The organism is Pseudomonas sp. Emmai (assembly GCF_055179735.1).
Window position 1 is genome coordinate 3,077,916 of the sequence record NZ_CM143685.1, and the last position, 18,476, is coordinate 3,096,391.

18 protein-coding genes are annotated in these 18,476 nt (G+C 58.5%); 4 read left to right on the plus strand and 14 right to left on the minus strand.

The window, feature by feature from the left end; translation table 11 throughout:
• Nucleotides 1-318 precede the first annotated feature (318 nt).
• Nucleotides 319-630 (plus strand): DUF6124 family protein, encoded by a 312-nt coding sequence (locus ACY4LX_RS14170; RefSeq protein WP_463260282.1) that lies wholly within the window; start codon nt 319-321, stop codon nt 628-630.
• 116 nt (nt 631-746) lie between these two features.
• Here the strand turns inward: ACY4LX_RS14170 and exaC are convergent, their stop codons facing one another.
• From exaC to phnD, 8 genes are all read right to left on the minus strand, one after another.
• Nucleotides 747-2,267, minus strand: a complete 1,521-nt coding sequence (gene exaC / locus ACY4LX_RS14175; RefSeq protein WP_463260283.1) for an acetaldehyde dehydrogenase ExaC — start codon at nt 2,265-2,267, stop codon at nt 747-749.
• Nucleotides 2,268-2,341: 74 nt separating this feature from the next.
• Complete coding sequence (gene phnX, locus ACY4LX_RS14180; protein ID WP_169370325.1) at nt 2,342-3,169, minus strand: phosphonoacetaldehyde hydrolase; 828 nt, start codon at nt 3,167-3,169, stop codon at nt 2,342-2,344.
• Between the two features lie 86 nt (nt 3,170-3,255).
• Nucleotides 3,256-4,128: a LysR substrate-binding domain-containing protein gene (locus ACY4LX_RS14185; protein WP_463260284.1), complete on the minus strand. Its 873-nt coding sequence runs from the start codon at nt 4,126-4,128 to the stop codon at nt 3,256-3,258.
• A gap of 54 nt (nt 4,129-4,182) precedes the next feature.
• On the minus strand, nt 4,183-5,478 hold the full coding sequence (locus ACY4LX_RS14190; protein WP_169370323.1) for an MFS transporter: 1,296 nt from the start codon (nt 5,476-5,478) through the stop codon (nt 4,183-4,185).
• 125 nt (nt 5,479-5,603) lie between these two features.
• Nucleotides 5,604-6,695, minus strand: a complete 1,092-nt coding sequence (gene psrA / locus ACY4LX_RS14195; protein ID WP_169370322.1) for an iron-containing alcohol dehydrogenase PsrA — start codon at nt 6,693-6,695, stop codon at nt 5,604-5,606.
• 136 nt (nt 6,696-6,831) lie between these two features.
• Nucleotides 6,832-7,650 carry a phosphonate ABC transporter, permease protein PhnE gene (gene phnE, locus ACY4LX_RS14200; RefSeq protein ID WP_169370321.1) on the minus strand — a complete coding sequence of 273 codons (819 nt, stop codon included), beginning with the start codon at nt 7,648-7,650 and terminating at the stop codon, nt 6,832-6,834.
• A gap of 2 nt (nt 7,651-7,652) precedes the next feature.
• The gene (gene phnC / locus ACY4LX_RS14205) at nt 7,653-8,450 is read right to left on the minus strand and encodes a phosphonate ABC transporter ATP-binding protein (RefSeq protein WP_463260285.1); all 798 of its coding nucleotides are present in this window, start codon (nt 8,448-8,450) and stop codon (nt 7,653-7,655) included.
• The gene (gene phnD / locus ACY4LX_RS14210; RefSeq protein WP_169370319.1) at nt 8,447-9,316 is read right to left on the minus strand and encodes a phosphonate ABC transporter substrate-binding protein; all 870 of its coding nucleotides are present in this window, start codon (nt 9,314-9,316) and stop codon (nt 8,447-8,449) included. The genes phnC and phnD overlap by 4 nt, the downstream gene beginning before the upstream one ends.
• 109 nt (nt 9,317-9,425) lie before the next feature.
• Between phnD and ACY4LX_RS14215 the strand changes: the two genes are divergently transcribed.
• Nucleotides 9,426-10,304 (plus strand): LysR substrate-binding domain-containing protein, encoded by an 879-nt coding sequence (locus ACY4LX_RS14215; RefSeq protein ID WP_463260286.1) that lies wholly within the window; start codon nt 9,426-9,428, stop codon nt 10,302-10,304.
• Nucleotides 10,305-10,342: 38 nt separating this feature from the next.
• On the opposite strand, the gene ACY4LX_RS14220 is transcribed toward ACY4LX_RS14215, so the two are convergent.
• Genes ACY4LX_RS14220 through ACY4LX_RS14230 form a run of 3 tightly spaced genes read right to left on the minus strand, consistent with a single transcriptional unit; the run spans nt 10,343 to nt 11,931 of the window.
• Nucleotides 10,343-10,720, minus strand: a complete 378-nt coding sequence (locus ACY4LX_RS14220) for a hypothetical protein (RefSeq protein WP_237150732.1) — start codon at nt 10,718-10,720, stop codon at nt 10,343-10,345.
• Between the two features lie 42 nt (nt 10,721-10,762).
• Nucleotides 10,763-11,185, minus strand: coding sequence for a DUF4952 domain-containing protein (locus ACY4LX_RS14225; RefSeq protein WP_463260287.1), 423 nt, complete (start codon nt 11,183-11,185; stop codon nt 10,763-10,765).
• Entirely contained in the window at nt 11,182-11,931 is a 750-nt protein-coding gene (locus ACY4LX_RS14230; protein ID WP_463260288.1) for a hypothetical protein, read from the minus strand. Before ACY4LX_RS14230 ends, ACY4LX_RS14225 begins: the two co-directional genes overlap by 4 nt.
• Nucleotides 11,932-12,221: 290 nt before the next feature.
• Here ACY4LX_RS14230 and ACY4LX_RS14235 point away from each other — a divergent pair, with 290 nt between their 5' ends.
• Both ACY4LX_RS14235 and katG read left to right on the plus strand, forming a co-directional pair.
• Entirely contained in the window at nt 12,222-13,289 is a 1,068-nt protein-coding gene (locus ACY4LX_RS14235; RefSeq protein ID WP_463260289.1) for an NAD(P)-dependent alcohol dehydrogenase, read from the plus strand.
• A gap of 357 nt (nt 13,290-13,646) precedes the next feature.
• Nucleotides 13,647-15,902, plus strand: a complete 2,256-nt coding sequence (gene katG, locus ACY4LX_RS14240) for a catalase/peroxidase HPI (protein WP_463260290.1) — start codon at nt 13,647-13,649, stop codon at nt 15,900-15,902.
• Nucleotides 15,903-16,364: 462 nt separating this feature from the next.
• Here katG and ACY4LX_RS14245 read toward each other — a convergent pair whose 3' ends face one another.
• From ACY4LX_RS14245 to ACY4LX_RS14255, 3 genes are all read right to left on the minus strand, one after another.
• Nucleotides 16,365-16,979 (minus strand): hypothetical protein, encoded by a 615-nt coding sequence (locus ACY4LX_RS14245; RefSeq protein ID WP_463260291.1) that lies wholly within the window; start codon nt 16,977-16,979, stop codon nt 16,365-16,367.
• Between the two features lie 92 nt (nt 16,980-17,071).
• A complete protein-coding gene (locus ACY4LX_RS14250) occupies nt 17,072-17,278 on the minus strand; it encodes a hypothetical protein (RefSeq protein WP_463260292.1) in 207 nt (68 codons plus the stop codon).
• A gap of 60 nt (nt 17,279-17,338) precedes the next feature.
• The gene (locus ACY4LX_RS14255) at nt 17,339-18,361 is read right to left on the minus strand and encodes an AbrB family transcriptional regulator (protein ID WP_463260293.1); all 1,023 of its coding nucleotides are present in this window, start codon (nt 18,359-18,361) and stop codon (nt 17,339-17,341) included.
• Nucleotides 18,362-18,476 lie beyond the last annotated feature (115 nt).

The following is an 18,476-nucleotide window of genomic DNA, read 5'->3' on the forward strand; positions in this document are numbered from 1 at the left end:
GTCTTTGAGATAGATGCCTTGTACTCAGAAAAAGCCGAAATCACCAACCTTTAAAAAACTGCTGGGGTTGCACTTCAGAACCCACCCCGCTAACCTCCCACCCGTCGCTGCCAATTCAGCGAACGGGTGTGGTAGCCCGGATACTTCATAGACCCAGAACGCCGTAGGGCGTTTTTTTGTGCTGGCTGCTTTGTGGCGGCTGTGCATGGGAGGCTTCGGCCTGCCGGGTTCCTATGACCGGTCTACCACCCTGTGTACAGCCGTCTCCCAGTTTGCGTGGTAGCAAAAGGGAGAGGCTCATTTCATAGGAGCTTCACAATGATAAAAGACACTCCAAATCCCCCTGGTTCAGACGGCCAAACTGAAGCCGATCCCATATCCGAATCCCGCAACCCAGCCATGGCCGAGCGCCGTCCCAATCCTATCTTCGCCATCGTCCCCAACGTAAACAACGAAACCCTCCTGGTTCACGCCTGTGAAACCCTTGCCTCGGCAAGTGTCATGGCCAGCGAGTTGGCGTTCATTCTCGAAGGGCCTAAGTTCAATTTGGCGTTGGGGATACAGCAGATGATTGCATTGGCAGAGTTGTCGGTGAATCGGGTGCTGGATGAAGTTGATCCGCAGGGGTAGGTGAGGGCGTCGCCTTACCTGTTACGTAGTAAAAAGCCCACTGAACCGGTGACGGGGCAGTGGGCTTTGTGGGCGGAATTTGAGAGAGGCGTAGCTAGCCTGTCGCATCTTCTGTTCTAGAAGAAGCCCAACGGATTGATGTCGTAGCTCACCAGCAGGTTTTTGGTCTGCTGATAGTGATCGAGCATCATCTTGTGGGTTTCACGCCCGACGCCGGACTTTTTGTAACCACCGAACGCGGCATGCGCCGGGTACAGGTGGTAGCAGTTGGTCCACACACGACCGGCCTTGATGGCGCGGCCCATGCGATAGGCGCGGTTGATGTCGCGGGTCCAGAGGCCGGCACCCAGGCCGAACTCGGTGTCGTTGGCGATGGCCAGGGCTTCGGCTTCGTCCTTGAACGTGGTGATGCTCACCACCGGGCCAAAGATTTCTTCCTGGAACACGCGCATTTTGTTGGTGCCCTTGAGCAGGGTCGGCTGGATGTAATACCCGGTCGCCAGGTTGCCCTCGAGTTTTTCCACCTTGCCGCCGGTCAGCAGCTCGGCGCCTTCGCCCTTGGCGATTTCCAGGTACGAAAGGATTTTGTCGAATTGCTGTTCGGACGCCTGGGCGCCGACCATGGTGTCGGTGTCCAGCGGGTCGCCACGTTTGATCGACAGGACTTTCTTCATCACCACTTTCATGAAGTCGTCGTAGATCGATTCTTGCACCAGTGCGCGGGACGGGCAGGTGCAGACTTCGCCCTGGTTGAAGAAGGCGAGCACCAGGCCTTCAGCAGCTTTCTCGATGAAGGTTTCTTCGGCTTGCATGATGTCGGCGAAGAAGATGTTCGGCGACTTGCCACCCAGCTCCACGGTGGACGGAATAATGTTTTCGGCGGCGGCGTGCATGATGTGCGAGCCGACCGGGGTCGAGCCTGTAAACGCGATCTTGGCGATGCGTTTGCTGGTGGCCAGGGCTTCGCCGGCTTCTTTGCCGAACCCTTGCACCACGTTCAGCACGCCGGGTGGCAGCAGGTCGCCGATCAGTTCCATCAGCACGGTGATGCCCAGCGGGGTTTGCTCGGCAGGCTTGAGCACCACGCAGTTACCGGCGGCCAGGGCCGGGGCGAGTTTCCAGGCGGCCATCAGGATCGGGAAGTTCCACGGGATGATCTGCCCGACCACGCCCAGGGGTTCATGGATGTGGTACGCCACGGTGTTGCCGTCGATCTCGGCGGCGCTGCCTTCCTGGGCGCGGATGCAACCGGCGAAGTAGCGGAAGTGATCCGCCGCCAGCGGGATGTCGGCGTTGAGGGTTTCGCGAACGGCTTTGCCGTTGTCCCAGGATTCGGTGATCGCCAGCAGTTCCAGGTTCTGCTCGATGCGGTCGGCGATTTTCAGCAGCACCAGCGAGCGCGCCTGGGCGGACGTGGCGCCCCAGGCATCGGCCGCCGCGTGGGCAGCGTCCAGGGCTTTGTCGATGTCTTCGGCCGTGGAGCGTGGGAATTGGGCAATCGGTTGGCCATTCACGGGCGAGGTATTGGTGAAGTACTGACCTTTGACAGGCGCGACGAACTCGCCGCCGATGTAGTTACCGTAGCGGTGCTTGAAGGTCACGAGGGCGCCGGGGGCGCCAGGATGGGCGTAGATCATGACGAGTCTCTCTTGTTGTTTTTGGTGGTGGCCGTCCGGGTGACGGCCACTGTCACTTCAGTGGCCGAGTGGGTTCAGGAACCTTGAGGGGTTTCACCGCGCGCCAGGCGGGCATTGATGTCTTCGATGACTGCCGGCAATTCGACGATGGTGTCGATCAGGTAGTGCGGACGAGAGCCTTCGAACATCTTGATGATGCGGGCGCGCTCTTCGGCCAGTTTGTCGGAGGGCAGCGCCTGGTACTGTTCGTAGGTCAAACCCAGCGCGTTGCCGGAGCACGTCAGCGCGACTGTCCACATGCCGGCACTGCGGCCTTCGAGGATGCCGGGCCAGGTGTCGTCGACCTTGACGCAAGCGGCGACGTCGCTGATGCCCAAGGCGATCACGTTAGCCAGAGCCTGGGCCGGGTGTGGGCGGCCATTGGGCACTTCGTCGGTTGCTACCACGTGGTCGGCGACGTAGCCATTGTGGCGCGCCAGTTCCACCACTTTTTCCATAACGACAGCCGGATAACCCGAACAGGACCCGATTTTCAAACCCTGGTCGCGCAGAGCATCGATGGCGTTCAAGGCGCCAGGAATCAGCGCCGAGTGCAGGGCAATCTTCTCGATTTGCAGCGGCATGAAACGCTCATAAAGCGCTGTGACGTCTTCATCGGTCGGTAAGCGATCAAACACCGCACGGTACCGTTCGGCAATCTGTGGCTGGTTGCATAACGTGCGGATGTGGTCCCACTTACCCATACCCATGGGGCCGCGCGCTTCCTCCAGAGAAACCGCTACGCCAAACTCGGCAAAGGCCTCGACAAAAATTTGCGTAGGGGCGAATGAACCGAAATCTACGACGGTGCCTGCCCAGTCCAGGACCACGGCTTGCAGTTGAGCAGGTTGTTTGTAATGCATGGTGAATCTCCACTTTTGGGTAGGGGAAGACCGTCCCTCTCACCAGTGAGAAGTAGGGTTATCGATTGTTAAAGTGCGCTACAGAATCAGATGACAGGTGTTGAACTAGCGTCGAACAACTCCGCGATCATCGGCCGGTTTCTGCGAATACCGAGGCAGCACAAGTGGTATTCGATGGAAAACGGGTGATTTACAAACGTGATCGGTTTTGTACCTGGGGTTTCGGCGTATTCGACGGCAGCGACAAAACCTATGCCGATGCCCTTGGCGATGGCATGAACAATGGCTTCCCGGCTGTTCAACTGCATCACACAGTTCAGCGAGACGTCGAGGCGCTTGCAGCTTTCCTCCACCAACTGGCGAGTGCGTGAACTTTTTTCCCGAAGCACCCACCTCTCGTTGCTGATCTGCTCGACGTGTACCTCTTTTTGACTTGCCCAGGGATGGTCTTCGCGCACAACGGCAATGATCGGATAGCGCCGGTAAAGTTGCGTATCAAAACGCTGGTCAAATTCGGACAGCGCCAGAATCGCCACATCAATGTCGAAATTGAAGAGCCTGTCCAGCGTCTCCTTTTCAGGGGAAAACGAGGTCTCGAGTTCGATGTCCGGGTGCCGCTGCATCAATTCGTACGTCAGGTTCATCGCAATGGGCGGGGAAACCGCCCCCAAGCGCAACATACCTATCTTGCGCTGCTTGAAGCTTTTCAAAAGTTGCACGGCTTCATCCTCTTGGCCGAACAGGCCCTGGGTGATCGCATAAAGCTTGTGTCCTGCCGAACTCATTTCGATAAAGCGGCCGCGACGATGGAACAGTTCTACGGAAAACTTCTTTTCCAGCGCGTTGACCTGCTCACTGACCGTCGGTTGGCCGACGCTCAGGTACTCGGCAGCGAGGGTGAAACTGCCGGTCTTCGCTACCGCATGAAAAGATCGAAGCCACTTGTGGTACTGGTACATAGAAGATCCTGTTCCTGAGCCGCAACCTATGATTCAAGCCTCTAAACCTTGTACTCAGCGCCTGATGAACAGCGCAACCACCGCGCTGCAAAGGCACGCGGTAGTGACCACAAGGAAGATCAACGACGTATTGCCGGTACTGTCGAGCATACTGCCGATCAGCGGTTCCGCCAGGCCCGCAAACAGATAGGACGAAAAGTTCATGACGCCGGTTGCCGTGCCAGCACGTTTTGCTCCGACCAGGTCAGGGCAGAGCGCCCAGAAACTCGACGCAGGGCCGTAAACAAAGAACCCGCAGAGGAATAACGCGATAAGACCAGTGGCGCTGTGTGGCGCAAGCGTCCACATCCACAGGCTGGTGGCGGCACCGAGCACCATGTAGAGCATGATTGCCAGGTAGCGTTTGGAACCGAACAGTTTGTCCGAAATCCAGCCATTACTCAGCGCGCCGATAGCCATGCCTACCGGCAGGGCAACAGTGATCCACTTTGGATCGATCATGCTGTCGCCGCTCTTCCAGTTGGCACCCAGAAAGTGAACAGGTACCCAGACGATCAGGCCATAGCGAGCGGCGTTCTGGAAACCCAGGGACACGGCGGCAATGATCAAACGAAAGTTTTTCAGGACGGCTTTATAGCGTTGCGCAGAGGTCTCGACTTCGCCATGGGCCACTTCGTGATTTTTGTCATCGGCGTTCGCTACACCGGTGTCTGCGAGCGGCTCGAAGCCCATATCCTGTGGGCGTTCCCGCGCCACCAGGTAGAAGATTATCCCGCCCGCCAGCATCAGCAGCACGGGCAACCGAAAGATCCAGCGCCACTCCAGATGCATCACCTCAAGCACCACGATCGAAGTCACGTAAGAGAGGACCGAGGCGCAACCGGCGGCGAACACGTATAAGCCATAGACCTTGCCGCGCTCGCCGGCACTCCACCAGTTGGAGATCAGCCGACTGCCCGGCGCCCACCCCAACGCCTGGAAATAACCGTTGATGCCCCAGGGCAGGATCAGTGCGGCAAAATTGCCGGCGAAGCTGGTCACCCAGTTGGCGGCGCAGGACAACACCGCACCGGCGGTCATAATGCGGCGACCGCCGTATTTATCGGCAAGGTTACCGTTGATGGCCTGGCCGATGGCATAAGCCCAAAGCATGGCGGCCGATGCCCATCCGAGGTGTTCCTTGGTAAAACCGAATTCGGCCTGGATGCCCGGAATGGCGAAACCGAAGGTTTGCCGACCGGTGTAGAAAAACAAATAACAGAACATCGCTGCCAGCAACATGCGCCATTGAGCGACTCGGAATGAGGCGGTGTGTACGGCCAGAGCAGGCATGGTTTGGGCACGATTCATGATCTTTTCCTTATTATTGTTCGCTCTCACCAGTTGGCGCCGGCGGATGCACTCTTTTGTGAGGGCAGTAGGAAATCGTCGCGGCTCGTCATGCCGCTGACAGTGCTTGTCGGGTGTTGGCAGGGCTACGCAGCTTGAGAGCCGATAAAGTTTTTGCCCCTTGCGCCCTGCATGGCGAAAAGAATCATTTGCTCGGCTTGCTCCGCCGTTACGCCATAGTCGGAAAATTCCGTTTTCACGCCCAGGCTATGCAGGAATTCACGCAACTGATCCTGAGCTTTGTCCAGGTCGTTGCCGAAAATTCGTTGAAGGGTACGGTCGCGCACTGCGTCGTGACCCCAGGCCAGTCCCAGCACCCGCGGCAATGTAAAGGAGCAGGCGATGCCATGCGGCAGGCCGTAGTGCAGTGTCATCTCGTAAGATATGGAATGGGCAAGGGCGGTTTTGGTGTTGGAAAACGCCAATCCGGCCTTGAGGGCGGCCAATGCCATGCGCGAACGCAGTTCCTTGTTGGAGAGATCACGATGCAGCAGCGGCAGGCACTCCAGGATGTCCGCAATGGCGGAGATGGCGAAGGTGTCCGAAACCGGATTGGCGTTGATGTTCCAGACCGACTCCAGCGCATGAGACAAGGCATCCAGTCCTGTAGAGACGGTGACGCCGCCAGGAACGGTCAGCATCAGCTCCGGGTCCACAATGGCGACTTTGGGCCAGGTGCATTCAAGGTGCAGCGAGTATTTTTTGTGGTTGGCCGAATCCCAGATCGTCGCCCAAGGCGTCACCTCGCTGCCGGTACCTGCCGTGGTGGGCGCCGCGATCAGTATTTTGCTGCGCGCCGGGACGAAGGGTTTGCCGGTTGCCAGCAACGCGAGCAATTCATCAAAATGCCCCGATTCAGTCCCCACGATCAACGCCTTGGCGGTATCGATGGCACTGCCGCCACCCACTGCGATGACCGCCTGGCATTCGCCGGCTTGCTGCCAGAATCGTTCATAGGTCTCACGTAGCTGGGCCACGTCAGGATTAGGCTGGACATCTTCAATCACATACACCAGACGGTCGCCCAGCAGGTCTTGAATGCGATCAACCAAACCCAGCCCACGCGCCTCGGGAAAGGTCACAAGGGCGACTTTTTGGTTTTCAGTGATGTTGGCAAGCTCAAGCAGGCTGCCCCAGCCGAATCGTGTATCAACGGGATTGTGGAATCGGGCAATCATGGCGGGTCCTTTGTTTTTGTTGTTGGAAGTGGCCCCATACTCGGGGCGCTTCAACAACAGCTCAAATCGATAGTTCGCAGGCATTAATCGGCTGAACCGATACTTGATTCAATCTGAGTGCTTGCTAGTGGCGTGTTTAGTTGTGAACGCCACGCTGGATCGCGTTGCGCAATCGACCCGACACCGCGTCAGCGACGATCACCATGAGCGTGATGACGATGATGCAGGTGGCAGTCTCCTGATACTTGAATAGTTTCAGGCTGCTCACCAGCTCAAAACCAAGCCCACCGGCACCCACCATGCCGAGTACGGTCGCCGAGCGTAAATTGACTTCGAAGCGGTAGAGGACCACTGCAATCCAGGCAGTGATGACCTGCGGCAGTACCCCAAAAACGATGACCTGCAAGGGCCGTGCGCCGGTAGCCTGGAGCGCTTCAATCGGGCCTTGGTCGATCTCCTCGATACTCTCGGCAAAGAATTTCCCAAGCATGCCCAGGCCATGCAACGCCAGCGCCAGCACGCCGGGGAAGGGCCCAAGGCCTACCGCCGAGACAAATATCAGGGCCAGAATCAGTTCATTTATGCTGCGAGTGAAATTAAGAAATTGCCGGGTCGCGTGGAAGACCAACCGGTTTTGGCTCAGGTTGCGGGCCGCGAGAAATGACAGCGGAATGGCCATCAACACGCCGAGCAATGTGCCCCAAATGGCAATTTGCAGAGTCTCCACGGCGGGCGCCAGCAGTCGAGGAAGAATGCTCAGGTCGGGTGGGACGGTGCGTGCAAGGAAATCACCAATTTGTGGCAACCCTGCCGCGAGTTCGCCCACGCTTAATTGCGCTCCCGTGGCACTCCAGTGCAGAGTCAGAATGACCGCCAGCACGATTGCGCCAGTGGACAGCCAACCACGCGGTCCGCGAGGCAGGCCCACCGTCCACAGATAACGTTGCTGTTTCATGCTCAAACCCTCAGTTGCGCGCAAGGGGTCACCCGCTCGCCCGCGCTCGCAGTGGTACCTTGGGCGTCCGTTGTCTGGCCGGGGTATATGCGCTGCAAGTCGTCTTCGGTCATGCTGGAAGCGGTACCGTCATACACAAGTTTTCCGTGGGCCAGGCCTACGATCCGGTCTCCAAACTCTCGGGCGTAATCAACCTGATGCAGGTTGCACAACACCGTGATACCCAGCTCCCGCGTGGCGTCGCGCAAATATTGCAGCACCAGGCGCGCAGTCTTTGGGTCGAGACTGGCCACCGGTTCGTCCGCCAGAATCACTTTTGGGCGTTGCGCCAGGGCACGTGCGATGCCCACGCGTTGCATCTGCCCCCCGGAGAGCGAATCGGTCCGTTCGCGGGCTTTATGCGCCAGCTCGACGCGCTCCAGGCACTGCAAGGCCAACGCCACGTCCTCGCGCCGAAACAACTGCATGATCGAGGTGAGCGTTGATACAGCGCCCAAGCATCCGGTGAGTACATTCTTCAGTACGCTGAGACGTGGCACGACGTTGTGGTGCTGAAAGATCATCGCCGCCTGACGTCGCAGAACGCTGGTGTCGCGGCAGGCCAGTGCGTCAATACCTGCCACTGAGAGCGTCCCTGAATCGGCTTGGACAAGTCGGTTGATACAACGCAGCAAAGTAGATTTACCCGCACCGGACTGGCCCAGCACCACCACGAATTCTCCCGCTGCCACCTCCAGGTCGATCCCACGTAAAACCGGGTTTGATCCGTAGTGCTTGGTCAGTTGGCGGATGCTGATCATTTGAGCCTCCGCAAATCGAGATCGAGCACCTTGGCGGTTTCGCGCACGACGTCGTAAGCAGCATCGGTAGTGGGCTGAAAGCCATCCAGTTGGCCCTGGTCACCCCAAGGCACATCCTTGATCGAAGCCAGGGCAGCAGCGACTTTTTGCTTGAGTGCCGGGTCGAGGTTTTGCCGCCAGACCATCGGAGACTCCGGGATCGGACGAGAACTCCACACCACTTGGAATTCATCCTGCTTGACCAGTCCTCTGGCGACGGCGTTGGTCAGAATGCGGTCGGCGACTGCGGCTGCATCCACCTTCCGGTTGGCTACCGCGAGGATGCTTGCGTCATGGGAACCGGAGAAAATTACCCGCGAAAACAATGTTGCGGGATCAAAACCAGCCTGCTCCAGTCCAGCTTTGGGGAACAGATGACCAGAAGCAGAGCTGGGGTCGACAAACGCGAAGGTGTGATTCTTGAGATCTGACAATTCGTGAATGCCGCTGTCCTTGCGAGCAAGGATCAAGCTCTTGTAGGCGCTCTGCCCCGTTTTTTTGGTGACGGCTACCGCGAACGCTTCAACGTCTGCGACCGACGTTGCCAGAACATAGGAGAAAGGGCCGAGGTAGGCCACGTCCAGTTTGCCTGCACGCAGTGCTTCGATGATGCCGTTGTAGTCCGTGGCGACAAAGGGTTCGACTGGCATGCCCAGTTTGGCCTCAAGGCTGCTGAGCACTTGCTTGCTCGATTCGATCATCGCTTGGGAGTCTTCCGACGGGATCAGGCCAATTCTCAATTTTTCGTTCGCTCCCGCTTGGCAGACCGCGCTTATCGAGAGGCAGGCAATAGCGGCGATACGCAAGAATCTGGAGAAATTATTCATGGCATTCCAGGCAGTTGGTGGGAGTGGCCTCAGGCTAGAAATGTCACGTGACAGTCATACGATCAATTCAATATAGGTTTTCGCAGCTAAGTATTGATGGAGTCTATGGATGTCGACCGCCAAGATGCGTGCCTTCCTCGCCGTGGCACGTCACGGTAGTTTCAGTGCCGGCGCGCGGGCACTTGGGCTCAGCCAACCTACGCTCACCACACAAGTCCAGAGCATGGAGCGGCAATACAATCTAGAGCTGTTCCACCGTCGCGGGCGGCGCATTGAGTTGTCCGATGTCGGCCGGCAATTACTGCCAATTGCTCAGGCAATGGCTGCGCTGGATCTGGACGCGCACAACCTGCTGCGAGACTCCGGCCGGCTTGACAGTGGTCAGCTCAAGCTAGGGGCGGTGGGGCCTTTCCATGTAATCGAGATGGTCGACAACTACCTTCAGCAGCATCCTCGCATCGATGTTTCGATACGGGTTGGCAATTCGGCGCAGGTGCTGGCTGATCTTGAGAATTACGTGACGGATATCGCGGTACTTGCCGGACGGCACGATGATCCAGGACTCTGCGCCGTGCATTACGCACGTCACGCCATCATCCTGTTTGCCCACCATGAGCATCCTTTCGCAGAACGCGATTCAGTACGACTTGAGGAGTTGGAGGGGCAGCGGCTGTTGCAACGAGAGCCCGGTTCCACAACTCGTCTGGTCCTGGAACAGGCCTTGATGGCGGCGCAAGTTGTGCCGCGCATCGCCATGGAAATCGGCAGTCGCGAGGCACTGCGTGAAGCCGTCGTGCGTGGGATCGGGCTGGGGGTGGTATCTGAAGCGGAGTTCATCGCCGATCCGCGTATTCGCACGATCCGCATCGAAGGGGATCCGCTCTACACCGAAACCTTTCTTTATTGCTTGGCTGAGCGTCGCTCCAGTCGACTGATCACATCATTTTTTGATGTGGTTCTTTCGGCGGAGGTGAACAGCTCACATTAGTTTGCCGAGTATTGAACGTCCGCTTTTCGCCGACTCCTTTATTGACCCCCTATCGGATAATGCTCAATCCGACACGCATAACTATTCCCATCGCCCTTACACACCCCATCCAGATACCGATAGTCAACCCGCACCGACTGACCCTTTTTAGGCCACTGTCGCCGTGGCAGCGGGTTTTGATAATCAGGTTTTTCCGGGATAAAGGTGACAGTCGCCCCAACTTCAGGGCATTCCACGGTGTTTGATACCGGGCTGACTTTCAGGATTCGGGCCTGTAGCTGGGGAGAGGGTTGTTTCAATACATCGGTAACCAGCAACTCCAGACCGCAAATTTGCCATGCGGCGGCGTGTACGGAGTCGCACATTACTAAGAGCGTTAAGGCAAACAGCACCGAGGGCGTGACACGGTTTTTCATGATTACGTTTGCCTGCCTTGGACGCATCGAATCATAGAGCGATCAAATCTCTTCGGTGTCGAGCGACACGTTGATGTAGAAGAACTTTATATCGAGCCACAATTCGCGTTGGTTGATGGGCGTTTCTTCAGAAGCCATGACGAAGCCATACCGGACATCTGTTTTTTTGTCGTGATAAGAGTAGGGCGTGGAGTCCCAGACGCAGCAGTAAAACTTGAGTGGGGGCAGGCCAAAGCGTTGGTTCATGTACCGCTCGGCCTTGAGCGCGTCAGCACCGGTTACGCGGTACTCGGCAACGAAGGGTTTTCCTTGTCGGTCCGTGGCTTGAGTGCACTTTAGAAACTCCACAAAGGCAGGTTTGTCACTCATCTTCGCCAGAAAATCCTCGCAGCCGGTTGCCGCGCTTGCCCAGCTCGACAGCGTGCACAGGACGAGTAAAAGCAGTCCGCGAATAAATCTGTTCACGTCTTCTCCGTCTTCACTTTCTGCGCCAAATCCCCTGTCACCCCCGCCGTGATCACCCCTGCGCCCGGAGCCAGGTGAGTGACGGTGCTCGTCACGCTGGTGGTGATGTTGCGCGTATACGCATCAATCGCCACGCCCCCACGCATATGCGCCGAGACCATTTGCGGCGAGATGACGCTGCGGGTGATGGTGGAGCTGACGGTGCGGAACAGGTTACCCAGGGCCGATACGATGGAGATGATGGTGAGGGCGGCGAAGGGGATGGACAGCCACATGACGCTCATCTTGAACAGCGCATGTTCGGTGGAGTAGCCGTTGAGGCTGCGGCAGTAGAGCACCGAAGCGGTCAGGTAGGCGCCGGCCAGCGCCGTGATGGCCATGGGGTCGCGGATGTCGAAGGCCAGGCGTGCGCACAGCAGGCCGTAGATCACCAGGCTGGCAAGCACATCCGGGAGCAGGCTTTTCAGACCTTCCAGGGCTTTGGAGATGTTGTAGATCACGAAGCCGATGATCACGATCCAGCCGAGCACGGGAATGATGCCGATGGCCATGACGAGTATTGAGAGCAGCAGGCTTTTGATGATGCCGTGGTGCAGGTTGTGCCTGATCAGGTAGAAGACGAAGTAGCCGAAGGAAAACAGCGCGATTAACGCGAGGGAGCCCAACGCGGCTTCACGCGGGAGAAAAAAACTCAGGCCGCCCACCACCATCATGAAGGCCAGGCAAAGGTAAGCACTTTTGTTCATCGATGTTCGTCCGTGATCGGGAAGCAACCCGGGTGTTGTTCCGTTGGACGTGCATGCTACTAATTTGCCATTACTTTTGTCGAGTTCGGCGGGATTAGGCAATAAATCAGCAGGATGGGGTCATCGGTCATGACGGCTCCGGTCTTATCCTGTGGGCAACGCGGTGCAACGCAACCGCCAGGATTGCTGAACGGTCGGCGATCAATGGATTGCCACTGTCATCCACTTGAACGATTCAGCACCTACGCTACTCCTCTGATATTCAACATCCGACTCAAAAGGCGATCGCAATGACCAAGACTTACAGCTACGCCGCGAAAGACCCCAAGGATTCGCTCAAACCTTTCACCTTCGAACGTCGCGCCCCGGGCGCCGATGATGTGCAGATCGATATCCTCTATTGCGGCGTGTGCCATTCGGACCTTCACACCGTGAAGAACGAGTGGCACAACACGTTGTATCCCTCCGTACCGGGCCATGAAATTGTCGGTCGGGTGACCGCCGTTGGCGCGAATGTCAGCAAGTTCAAGGTGGGCGATCTGGCGGGCGTCGGCTGCATGGTCGACAGCTGCCAGCACTGTGCGTCGTGCGCCGAAGGCGAAGAGCAATACTGCGAGAGCGGCTTCACTGGCACGTACAACGGCCCGGTGTTTGGCGGCGAAAACACTTTCGGCGGCTACTCGGACAATATCGTGGTCCAGGAGAAGTTCGTCCTGCGCATTTCCCATGACGACACCAACCTGGCCGCCGTCGCGCCGCTGCTGTGTGCCGGCATCACCACCTATTCGCCTCTGCACCACTGGAAGGTCGGGCCAGGCCAGAAAGTCGGCGTGGTCGGCCTCGGTGGCCTCGGGCACATGGCGGTGAAGATCGCCCATGCCATGGGCGCGCATGTGGTGCTGTTCACCACGTCGCCGAACAAGCGTGAAGACGGTCTGCGCCTGGGCGCCGATGAAGTGGTGGTGTCGAAGAACCCGGATGAAATGGCCAAGTTCGCCAACACTCTGGACTTCATCCTCAACACCGTCGCTGCACCCCATGATCTGGACGCGTTCCTCAATCTGCTCAAACGCGATGGCACGATGACGCTGGTCGGCGCGCCGGACAGTCCGCATCCGTCGCCGTCGGTGTTCAACCTGATCTTCAAGCGCCGCAGCCTGGCCGGTTCGTTGATCGGCGGGATTCAGGAAACCCAGGACATGCTGGATTTCTGTGCCAAACACGGGATTGTCTCGGACATCGAGATGATCAACATCCAGGACATCAACCAAGCCTATGAGCGCATGCTCAAGGGCGATGTGAAATATCGCTTTGTGATTGATATGGACAGCCTGAAGAAAGAAGCCAACGCTGCTTGATGGATCGCCCCTCGGGTTTGACCCGAGGGGCCTTTCAGCCTCCCCGCAAAAGATTCTCCCTATCACGCCCTAACACTGCCGCTATTAGCAGTCCTCCCCAGACGGTCTAGTCTTACCGTTGCGCTGGCGTACGCTGGCCGATTAATACCTGATAACGAGATAAGAAAGAGTCACAGGCTTGCCGTGGGCCCGTGTGCTGGCGGATCGTTCGCCAAACCCCTGAGTTCCCGTGTGGCCACACAGAGCAGTTGATCGAACTGCCAGGCCCAGCAGCCTATGTCTTTGATTTCGCTCATTGCTATTGCAGGCCTAGCCGGGCCGGGTAGCTGGATGAACACGACCAAAGGTAGCTATTACATGGCAACTGAATCGAAATGCCCGTTCAATCACGCCGCTGGCGGTGGCACGACGAACCGCGACTGGTGGCCGAACCAACTGAACCTGAAGATCCTGCACCAGCACTCGACCCTGTCTGATCCCCTGGATGAGGGCTTCAATTACGCCGATGCCTTTAAAAAACTCGATTTTGCCGCAGTGAAGGCGGACCTGAATGCGCTGATGACCGACTCGCAAGACTGGTGGCCGGCGGACTTCGGTCACTATGGGCCGTTTTTTATCCGCATGGCCTGGCATGCCGCCGGCACCTATCGCACCGGTGACGGGCGGGGCGGAGCCGGGTCCGGGCAGCAACGTTTCGCGCCGCTCAACAGTTGGCCGGACAACGTCAGCCTCGACAAGGCGCGCCGGCTGCTGTGGCCGATTAAGCAAAAATATGGGCAAAACATTTCCTGGGCCGACCTGATTGTCCTCACCGGCAACGTCGCACTCGAATCCATGGGCTTCAAGACTTTTGGTTATTCCGGTGGACGCGCTGATGTCTGGGAGCCGGACGAAGACGTGTACTGGGGCTCCGAAAACAAGTGGCTGGGCGGCGACACCCGCTATGACAAAGGGCAGAAACCGGTGCAAGCGCCCGGCGATGTGCCACTCGTGGCCGAGCCCGGAAGAAACGAGGACAGCCGTACCGATCACGGACGCAACCTGGAAAACCCGTTGGCCGCTGTGCAAATGGGCCTGATCTACGTCAACCCTGAAGGCCCGGAAGGCGAGCCAGACCCGGTCAGATCCGCCATCGACATCCGCGAAACCTTTGGCCGCATGGCCATGAATGACGAAGAAACCGTGGCGCTGATCGCCGGTGGCCATGCCTTCGGTAAAACCCACGGCGCCGGGCCTGCCGACAACGTCGGGGCCGAGCCGGAAGCGGCGGGCCTCGAACAACAAGGCCTGGGCTGGAAGAACAGCTTCGGCACCGGTAAAGGCCCCGACACCATCACCAGCGGCCTGGAAGTGACCTGGACCACCACACCGACCCGGTGGAGCAACAACTACCTGGAAAACCTGTTCGGCTTCGAGTGGGAACTGACCAAAAGCCCGGCTGGCGCGCATCAGTGGACGCCGAAAAACGGGGCGGGCGCGGGGATTATTCCGGACGCGTTCGATCCGGCGAAACGCCGCAATCCAACCATGCTGACTTCGGACCTGGCGCTGCGTTTCGACCCGATCTATGAACCGATTTCCCGGCGCTTCCTGGCCAATCCCGACCAACTCGCCGACGCGTTCGCCCGTGCCTGGTACAAATTGATCCACCGTGACATGGGGCCGCTCTCGCGCTACCTCGGCCCGGAAATGCCCGCCGAAGAATTGCTGTGGCAAGACCCGATCCCGGCGCTGGACCATGAAGTGGTCAACGACAGCGACATCGCGGCACTCAAAGGCAAGCTCCAGGCCTCGGGGCTGAGCGTCTCGCAACTGGTGTCGACGGCGTGGGCGGCGGCTTCGACCTTCCGTGGCTCCGACAAACGCGGCGGCGCCAACGGTGGACGCCTGCGCCTGGAACCACAGAAGTCCTGGCAAGCCAACCAGCCTGGGCAGTTGGCGAGCGTGCTGGCGAAACTCGAAAGCATCCAGCGCGAGTTCAACAGCGGCGGCAAGAAAATCTCCCTGGCCGACCTGATCGTGCTGGCCGGCAGTGTGGGTGTCGAACAAGCCGCGAAAAATGCCGGCCACAGCGTGACGGTGCCATTCACGCCGGGGCGGATGGACGCCTCGCAAGAGCAGACGGATGTGGAATCGTTCGGCTTCCTCGAACCCATCGCCGACGGTTTCCGCAACTACCTCAAAACCCGCTACAGCGTACCGGCCGAGGCGTTGCTGATCGACAAGGCGCAACTGCTGACCCTCACCGCGCCCGAAATGACCGCGCTGATCGGCGGCCTGCGGGTGCTCAACACCAACGTCGGCCAGACCAAACACGGCGTCTTCACCCAGCGGCCAGAAGCGTTGACCAACGACTTCTTCACCAACCTGCTGGACATGGGCGTGGAGTGGAAGCCGACGTCGGAGGCTCAGGAAGAGTTCGAAGGACGCGACCGCAAGACCGGAGCAGTGAAATGGACCGCGACCCGGGTTGATCTGGTCTTCGGCTCGAATGCGCAGCTGCGGGCGCTGGCGGAGGTGTATGCCAGCAGTGATGCGAAGGAGCGGTTTGTGAAGGACTTTGTGGCCGCGTGGGTCAAGGTGATGAACCTGGATCGGTTCGACGTGAAGTGATGTAAACGGCGAGAGAGCCCGCTGAATCAGCGATGGTCAGCGGGTTTTCTTTGCCCGGGATTTACCCCAACCTGTAGGAGCAAAGCTTGCTCGCGAAAGCGGCGGCACATCCGACATCGATTTCGACGGACACACCGCTTTCGCGAGCAAGCTTCGCTCCTACACAGAGCGCAGTGATCTGATCCGTATTTTCTCGCGCCATCTGCCTCTGTAACGAGATCAGCCACAGTCCCACAATGCCTCACCGGCCCGGCCGCCTGGGATCAACACATCTCACTGCGCCTGTTGCGCCGCAAACTCAAGTAGTAGGAGGCCTTATGGCTAAGATGGCGTTTTTCCTGGGTGGGTTTCTGGTGCTGACCGTCTTGATTGGTGCCTTGGCCACGATCTCTCCAGTGTGAGAACAAAAAAGCCCGCTGAACCGGTGACGGTGAGCGGGCATTTTTGTGGGTGGATTTCGGGTTACTCGTCGCCGTACATCAACGCCAGTTGGCTGATCCACTCGTCAGTCGCCGCGTACCGCACGAAATAGGCGTTCTTTTCTGCTGCGTTCAATCCGCTGAAAAACGGCAGGAAGTAGCCGTCGTTGTAGTACCCGTTCGCCCCTTGCATCGCGCCGCCCCACCACGCAGGGTTGTACCCCTCGAACGCAACCCATGGCGCAGGCACGGCGAAACGTTCACGACGAATGCTGTCGAGGAAGTCGACGCTATTTGTCACCAGCCGCACGTGGGTGGCATTGAAGGCTTCGTCGGATAGGAGACAGAGCAGGCGATGGGTTTTTTCGGTGTTTGCGTATTGCTTGACGAGGCTATCGTTGAACGGCTTTTGCGTCTCGTAGCTGAAGGCTGATTCCACAAGCGCCCAAAAATGATGGGCGTCTTCCTTGTCGATTAAAAACGAACAGTAATAGGCCGGGACAGCGATGTTCTCCAGGGATACCGCTGGCGGATAGTCAGCCGGAAGGCGTGCCAGAGGCTCGGTAAAAACAACCTTCAATTCGTCCGGGGAATACCCGACGACCTGTTCTTTTGGGGCGGGCCTTGCGAGGGCTTTGAAACGACTGAAAAGACTCACTGCTTACCTTCGATCCTTCTAATTTCCGCTGTGGCGGCTGAGTAAACCTGTGGCGAGGGAGCTTGCTCCCCCGCCACAGGCGGGCGTTCTATCTAGTTGCCGTCCGCCACGTTGCGCTCAATCTCATCAATTTTGCGCTGCAGCTCTTCGGCATCCTGCTCTTTAACCCGGGTTGAGGACGGCGTGATGGTTTCATCCACGCCTCGGGTATCGCTGTCCTCGTCCTCAAGATCCCGCTCAACCACATTGACGGGTTTGCCAGATGTATCGGCGGGCATTGCTTTCGATTCATTGTTCATTTCGCATACCTCCATGGGCCTAATCATTGGAGGCGCTGATATCGCCGGAGTTCGAGATTTCTACAGTTCACTCTCGCGCCAGCGTCGCGCCTGGACGATCAGCGCTGGTGCAAAGTGCAGCATTACCATGCGCACCAGATGATGGGTCAGGATAAACACCACATTCAGCCCGCCACTGAACGCGACGATGGCGATGGTTTCGATGGCGCCGGGCATGTAGGCCATCCACAGCGACAGCGGATCGCTGCCCAGCACCCGCGAGGCCGCCACGGCGAAGGCGGCGGCGATGAGGATCATCAGGGCGACGGACATCACCCCGGAGCGGCCATGGCGTACCAGGTCCGGCAGGGAAATGTCCTTGAATTTCGAGCCGATCAGCACGCCGAGGATGACCGTGGCGAAATTGACGCTCCATGACGGCATCTGGAACTCAGCCAGCCAGCCCAGCTTGAGGTAGGTGCCCGTGGCGACAATGGCGGTCAGCATGAACGGTGCCGGGACGCCTATGCGCAGCAGCAGGCGACCGACGCCGATGCACACGGCGATCAGCGACAGAACGGTCAGCAGGGTGCCCGCGACCAGCGGGGTGTCTTCGGCGAGGACCAGGCTGGTTTGCGCCGGGATAAGAAAACTGACCAGCACGGTGATCGACAGCAGGCGTACCAGGTGCACGACGATCACTTTGCTGGACGCGCGCTCGGACTCCAGCAAGTCGAACACCGCAGCGAGGGCACCGGGGTAGACGGCCAGCAGTGAGTCCTTGAGGTTCCAGCCCGACACCTTGAGCAGCCAGAAACCGGCCACGCTGATTTGCACGGCCAGGCACAGAAACAGAAAGCCCAGGCTCGGCAACAGGGCGGCGGCGGTGTGGCTGTCCCAGGCTTTGAACATCAGGCCGGTGGCGATCCCCAGCACTACTTGCACGTAACCGAGGCCCAGGGGCAGGGTGGGCGCAACGTTCAGGTTGCTGACGATCAGCGCTGTCGCGAGTATCGAGCCGAGCAACAGGCCATGGGGAACGCCGGCAGATTGCAGCGCCGCGCCGACGCCCGTGGCGATCAGCAAACACAGGAGGGTTTTCATGAGTCGTCCTTGAGTCTAGTTGTTACCCAATATTTCAAACCATGCACGTTCTCCCATTTACTGCGTGCAGCGTCAAGCAGAAGGCGCTGCCTCCGGCCGATCTGTATGTTCAATC

Excerpts from the sequence above, each read along its gene's own strand:
- ACY4LX_RS14170 (WP_463260282.1), top strand. The coding sequence starts at position 319 with ATGATAAAAGACACTCCAAATCCCCCTGGTTCAGACGGCCAAACTGAA.
- exaC (WP_463260283.1), bottom strand. The coding sequence starts at position 2,267 with ATGATCTACGCCCATCCTGGCGCCCCCGGCGCCCTCGTGACCTTCAAG.
- phnX (WP_169370325.1), bottom strand. The coding sequence starts at position 3,169 with ATGCATTACAAACAACCTGCTCAACTGCAAGCCGTGGTCCTGGACTGG.
- ACY4LX_RS14185 (WP_463260284.1), bottom strand. The coding sequence starts at position 4,128 with ATGTACCAGTACCACAAGTGGCTTCGATCTTTTCATGCGGTAGCGAAG.
- ACY4LX_RS14190 (WP_169370323.1), bottom strand. The coding sequence starts at position 5,478 with ATGAATCGTGCCCAAACCATGCCTGCTCTGGCCGTACACACCGCCTCA.
- psrA (WP_169370322.1), bottom strand. The coding sequence starts at position 6,695 with ATGATTGCCCGATTCCACAATCCCGTTGATACACGATTCGGCTGGGGC.
- phnE (WP_169370321.1), bottom strand. The coding sequence starts at position 7,650 with ATGAAACAGCAACGTTATCTGTGGACGGTGGGCCTGCCTCGCGGACCG.
- phnC (WP_463260285.1), bottom strand. The coding sequence starts at position 8,450 with ATGATCAGCATCCGCCAACTGACCAAGCACTACGGATCAAACCCGGTT.
- phnD (WP_169370319.1), bottom strand. The coding sequence starts at position 9,316 with ATGAATAATTTCTCCAGATTCTTGCGTATCGCCGCTATTGCCTGCCTC.
- ACY4LX_RS14215 (WP_463260286.1), top strand. The coding sequence starts at position 9,426 with ATGTCGACCGCCAAGATGCGTGCCTTCCTCGCCGTGGCACGTCACGGT.
- ACY4LX_RS14220 (WP_237150732.1), bottom strand. The coding sequence starts at position 10,720 with ATGAAAAACCGTGTCACGCCCTCGGTGCTGTTTGCCTTAACGCTCTTA.
- ACY4LX_RS14230 (WP_463260288.1), bottom strand. The coding sequence starts at position 11,931 with ATGAACAAAAGTGCTTACCTTTGCCTGGCCTTCATGATGGTGGTGGGC.
- ACY4LX_RS14235 (WP_463260289.1), top strand. The coding sequence starts at position 12,222 with ATGACCAAGACTTACAGCTACGCCGCGAAAGACCCCAAGGATTCGCTC.
- katG (WP_463260290.1), top strand. The coding sequence starts at position 13,647 with ATGGCAACTGAATCGAAATGCCCGTTCAATCACGCCGCTGGCGGTGGC.
- ACY4LX_RS14250 (WP_463260292.1), bottom strand. The coding sequence starts at position 17,278 with ATGAACAATGAATCGAAAGCAATGCCCGCCGATACATCTGGCAAACCC.
- ACY4LX_RS14255 (WP_463260293.1), bottom strand. The coding sequence starts at position 18,361 with ATGAAAACCCTCCTGTGTTTGCTGATCGCCACGGGCGTCGGCGCGGCG.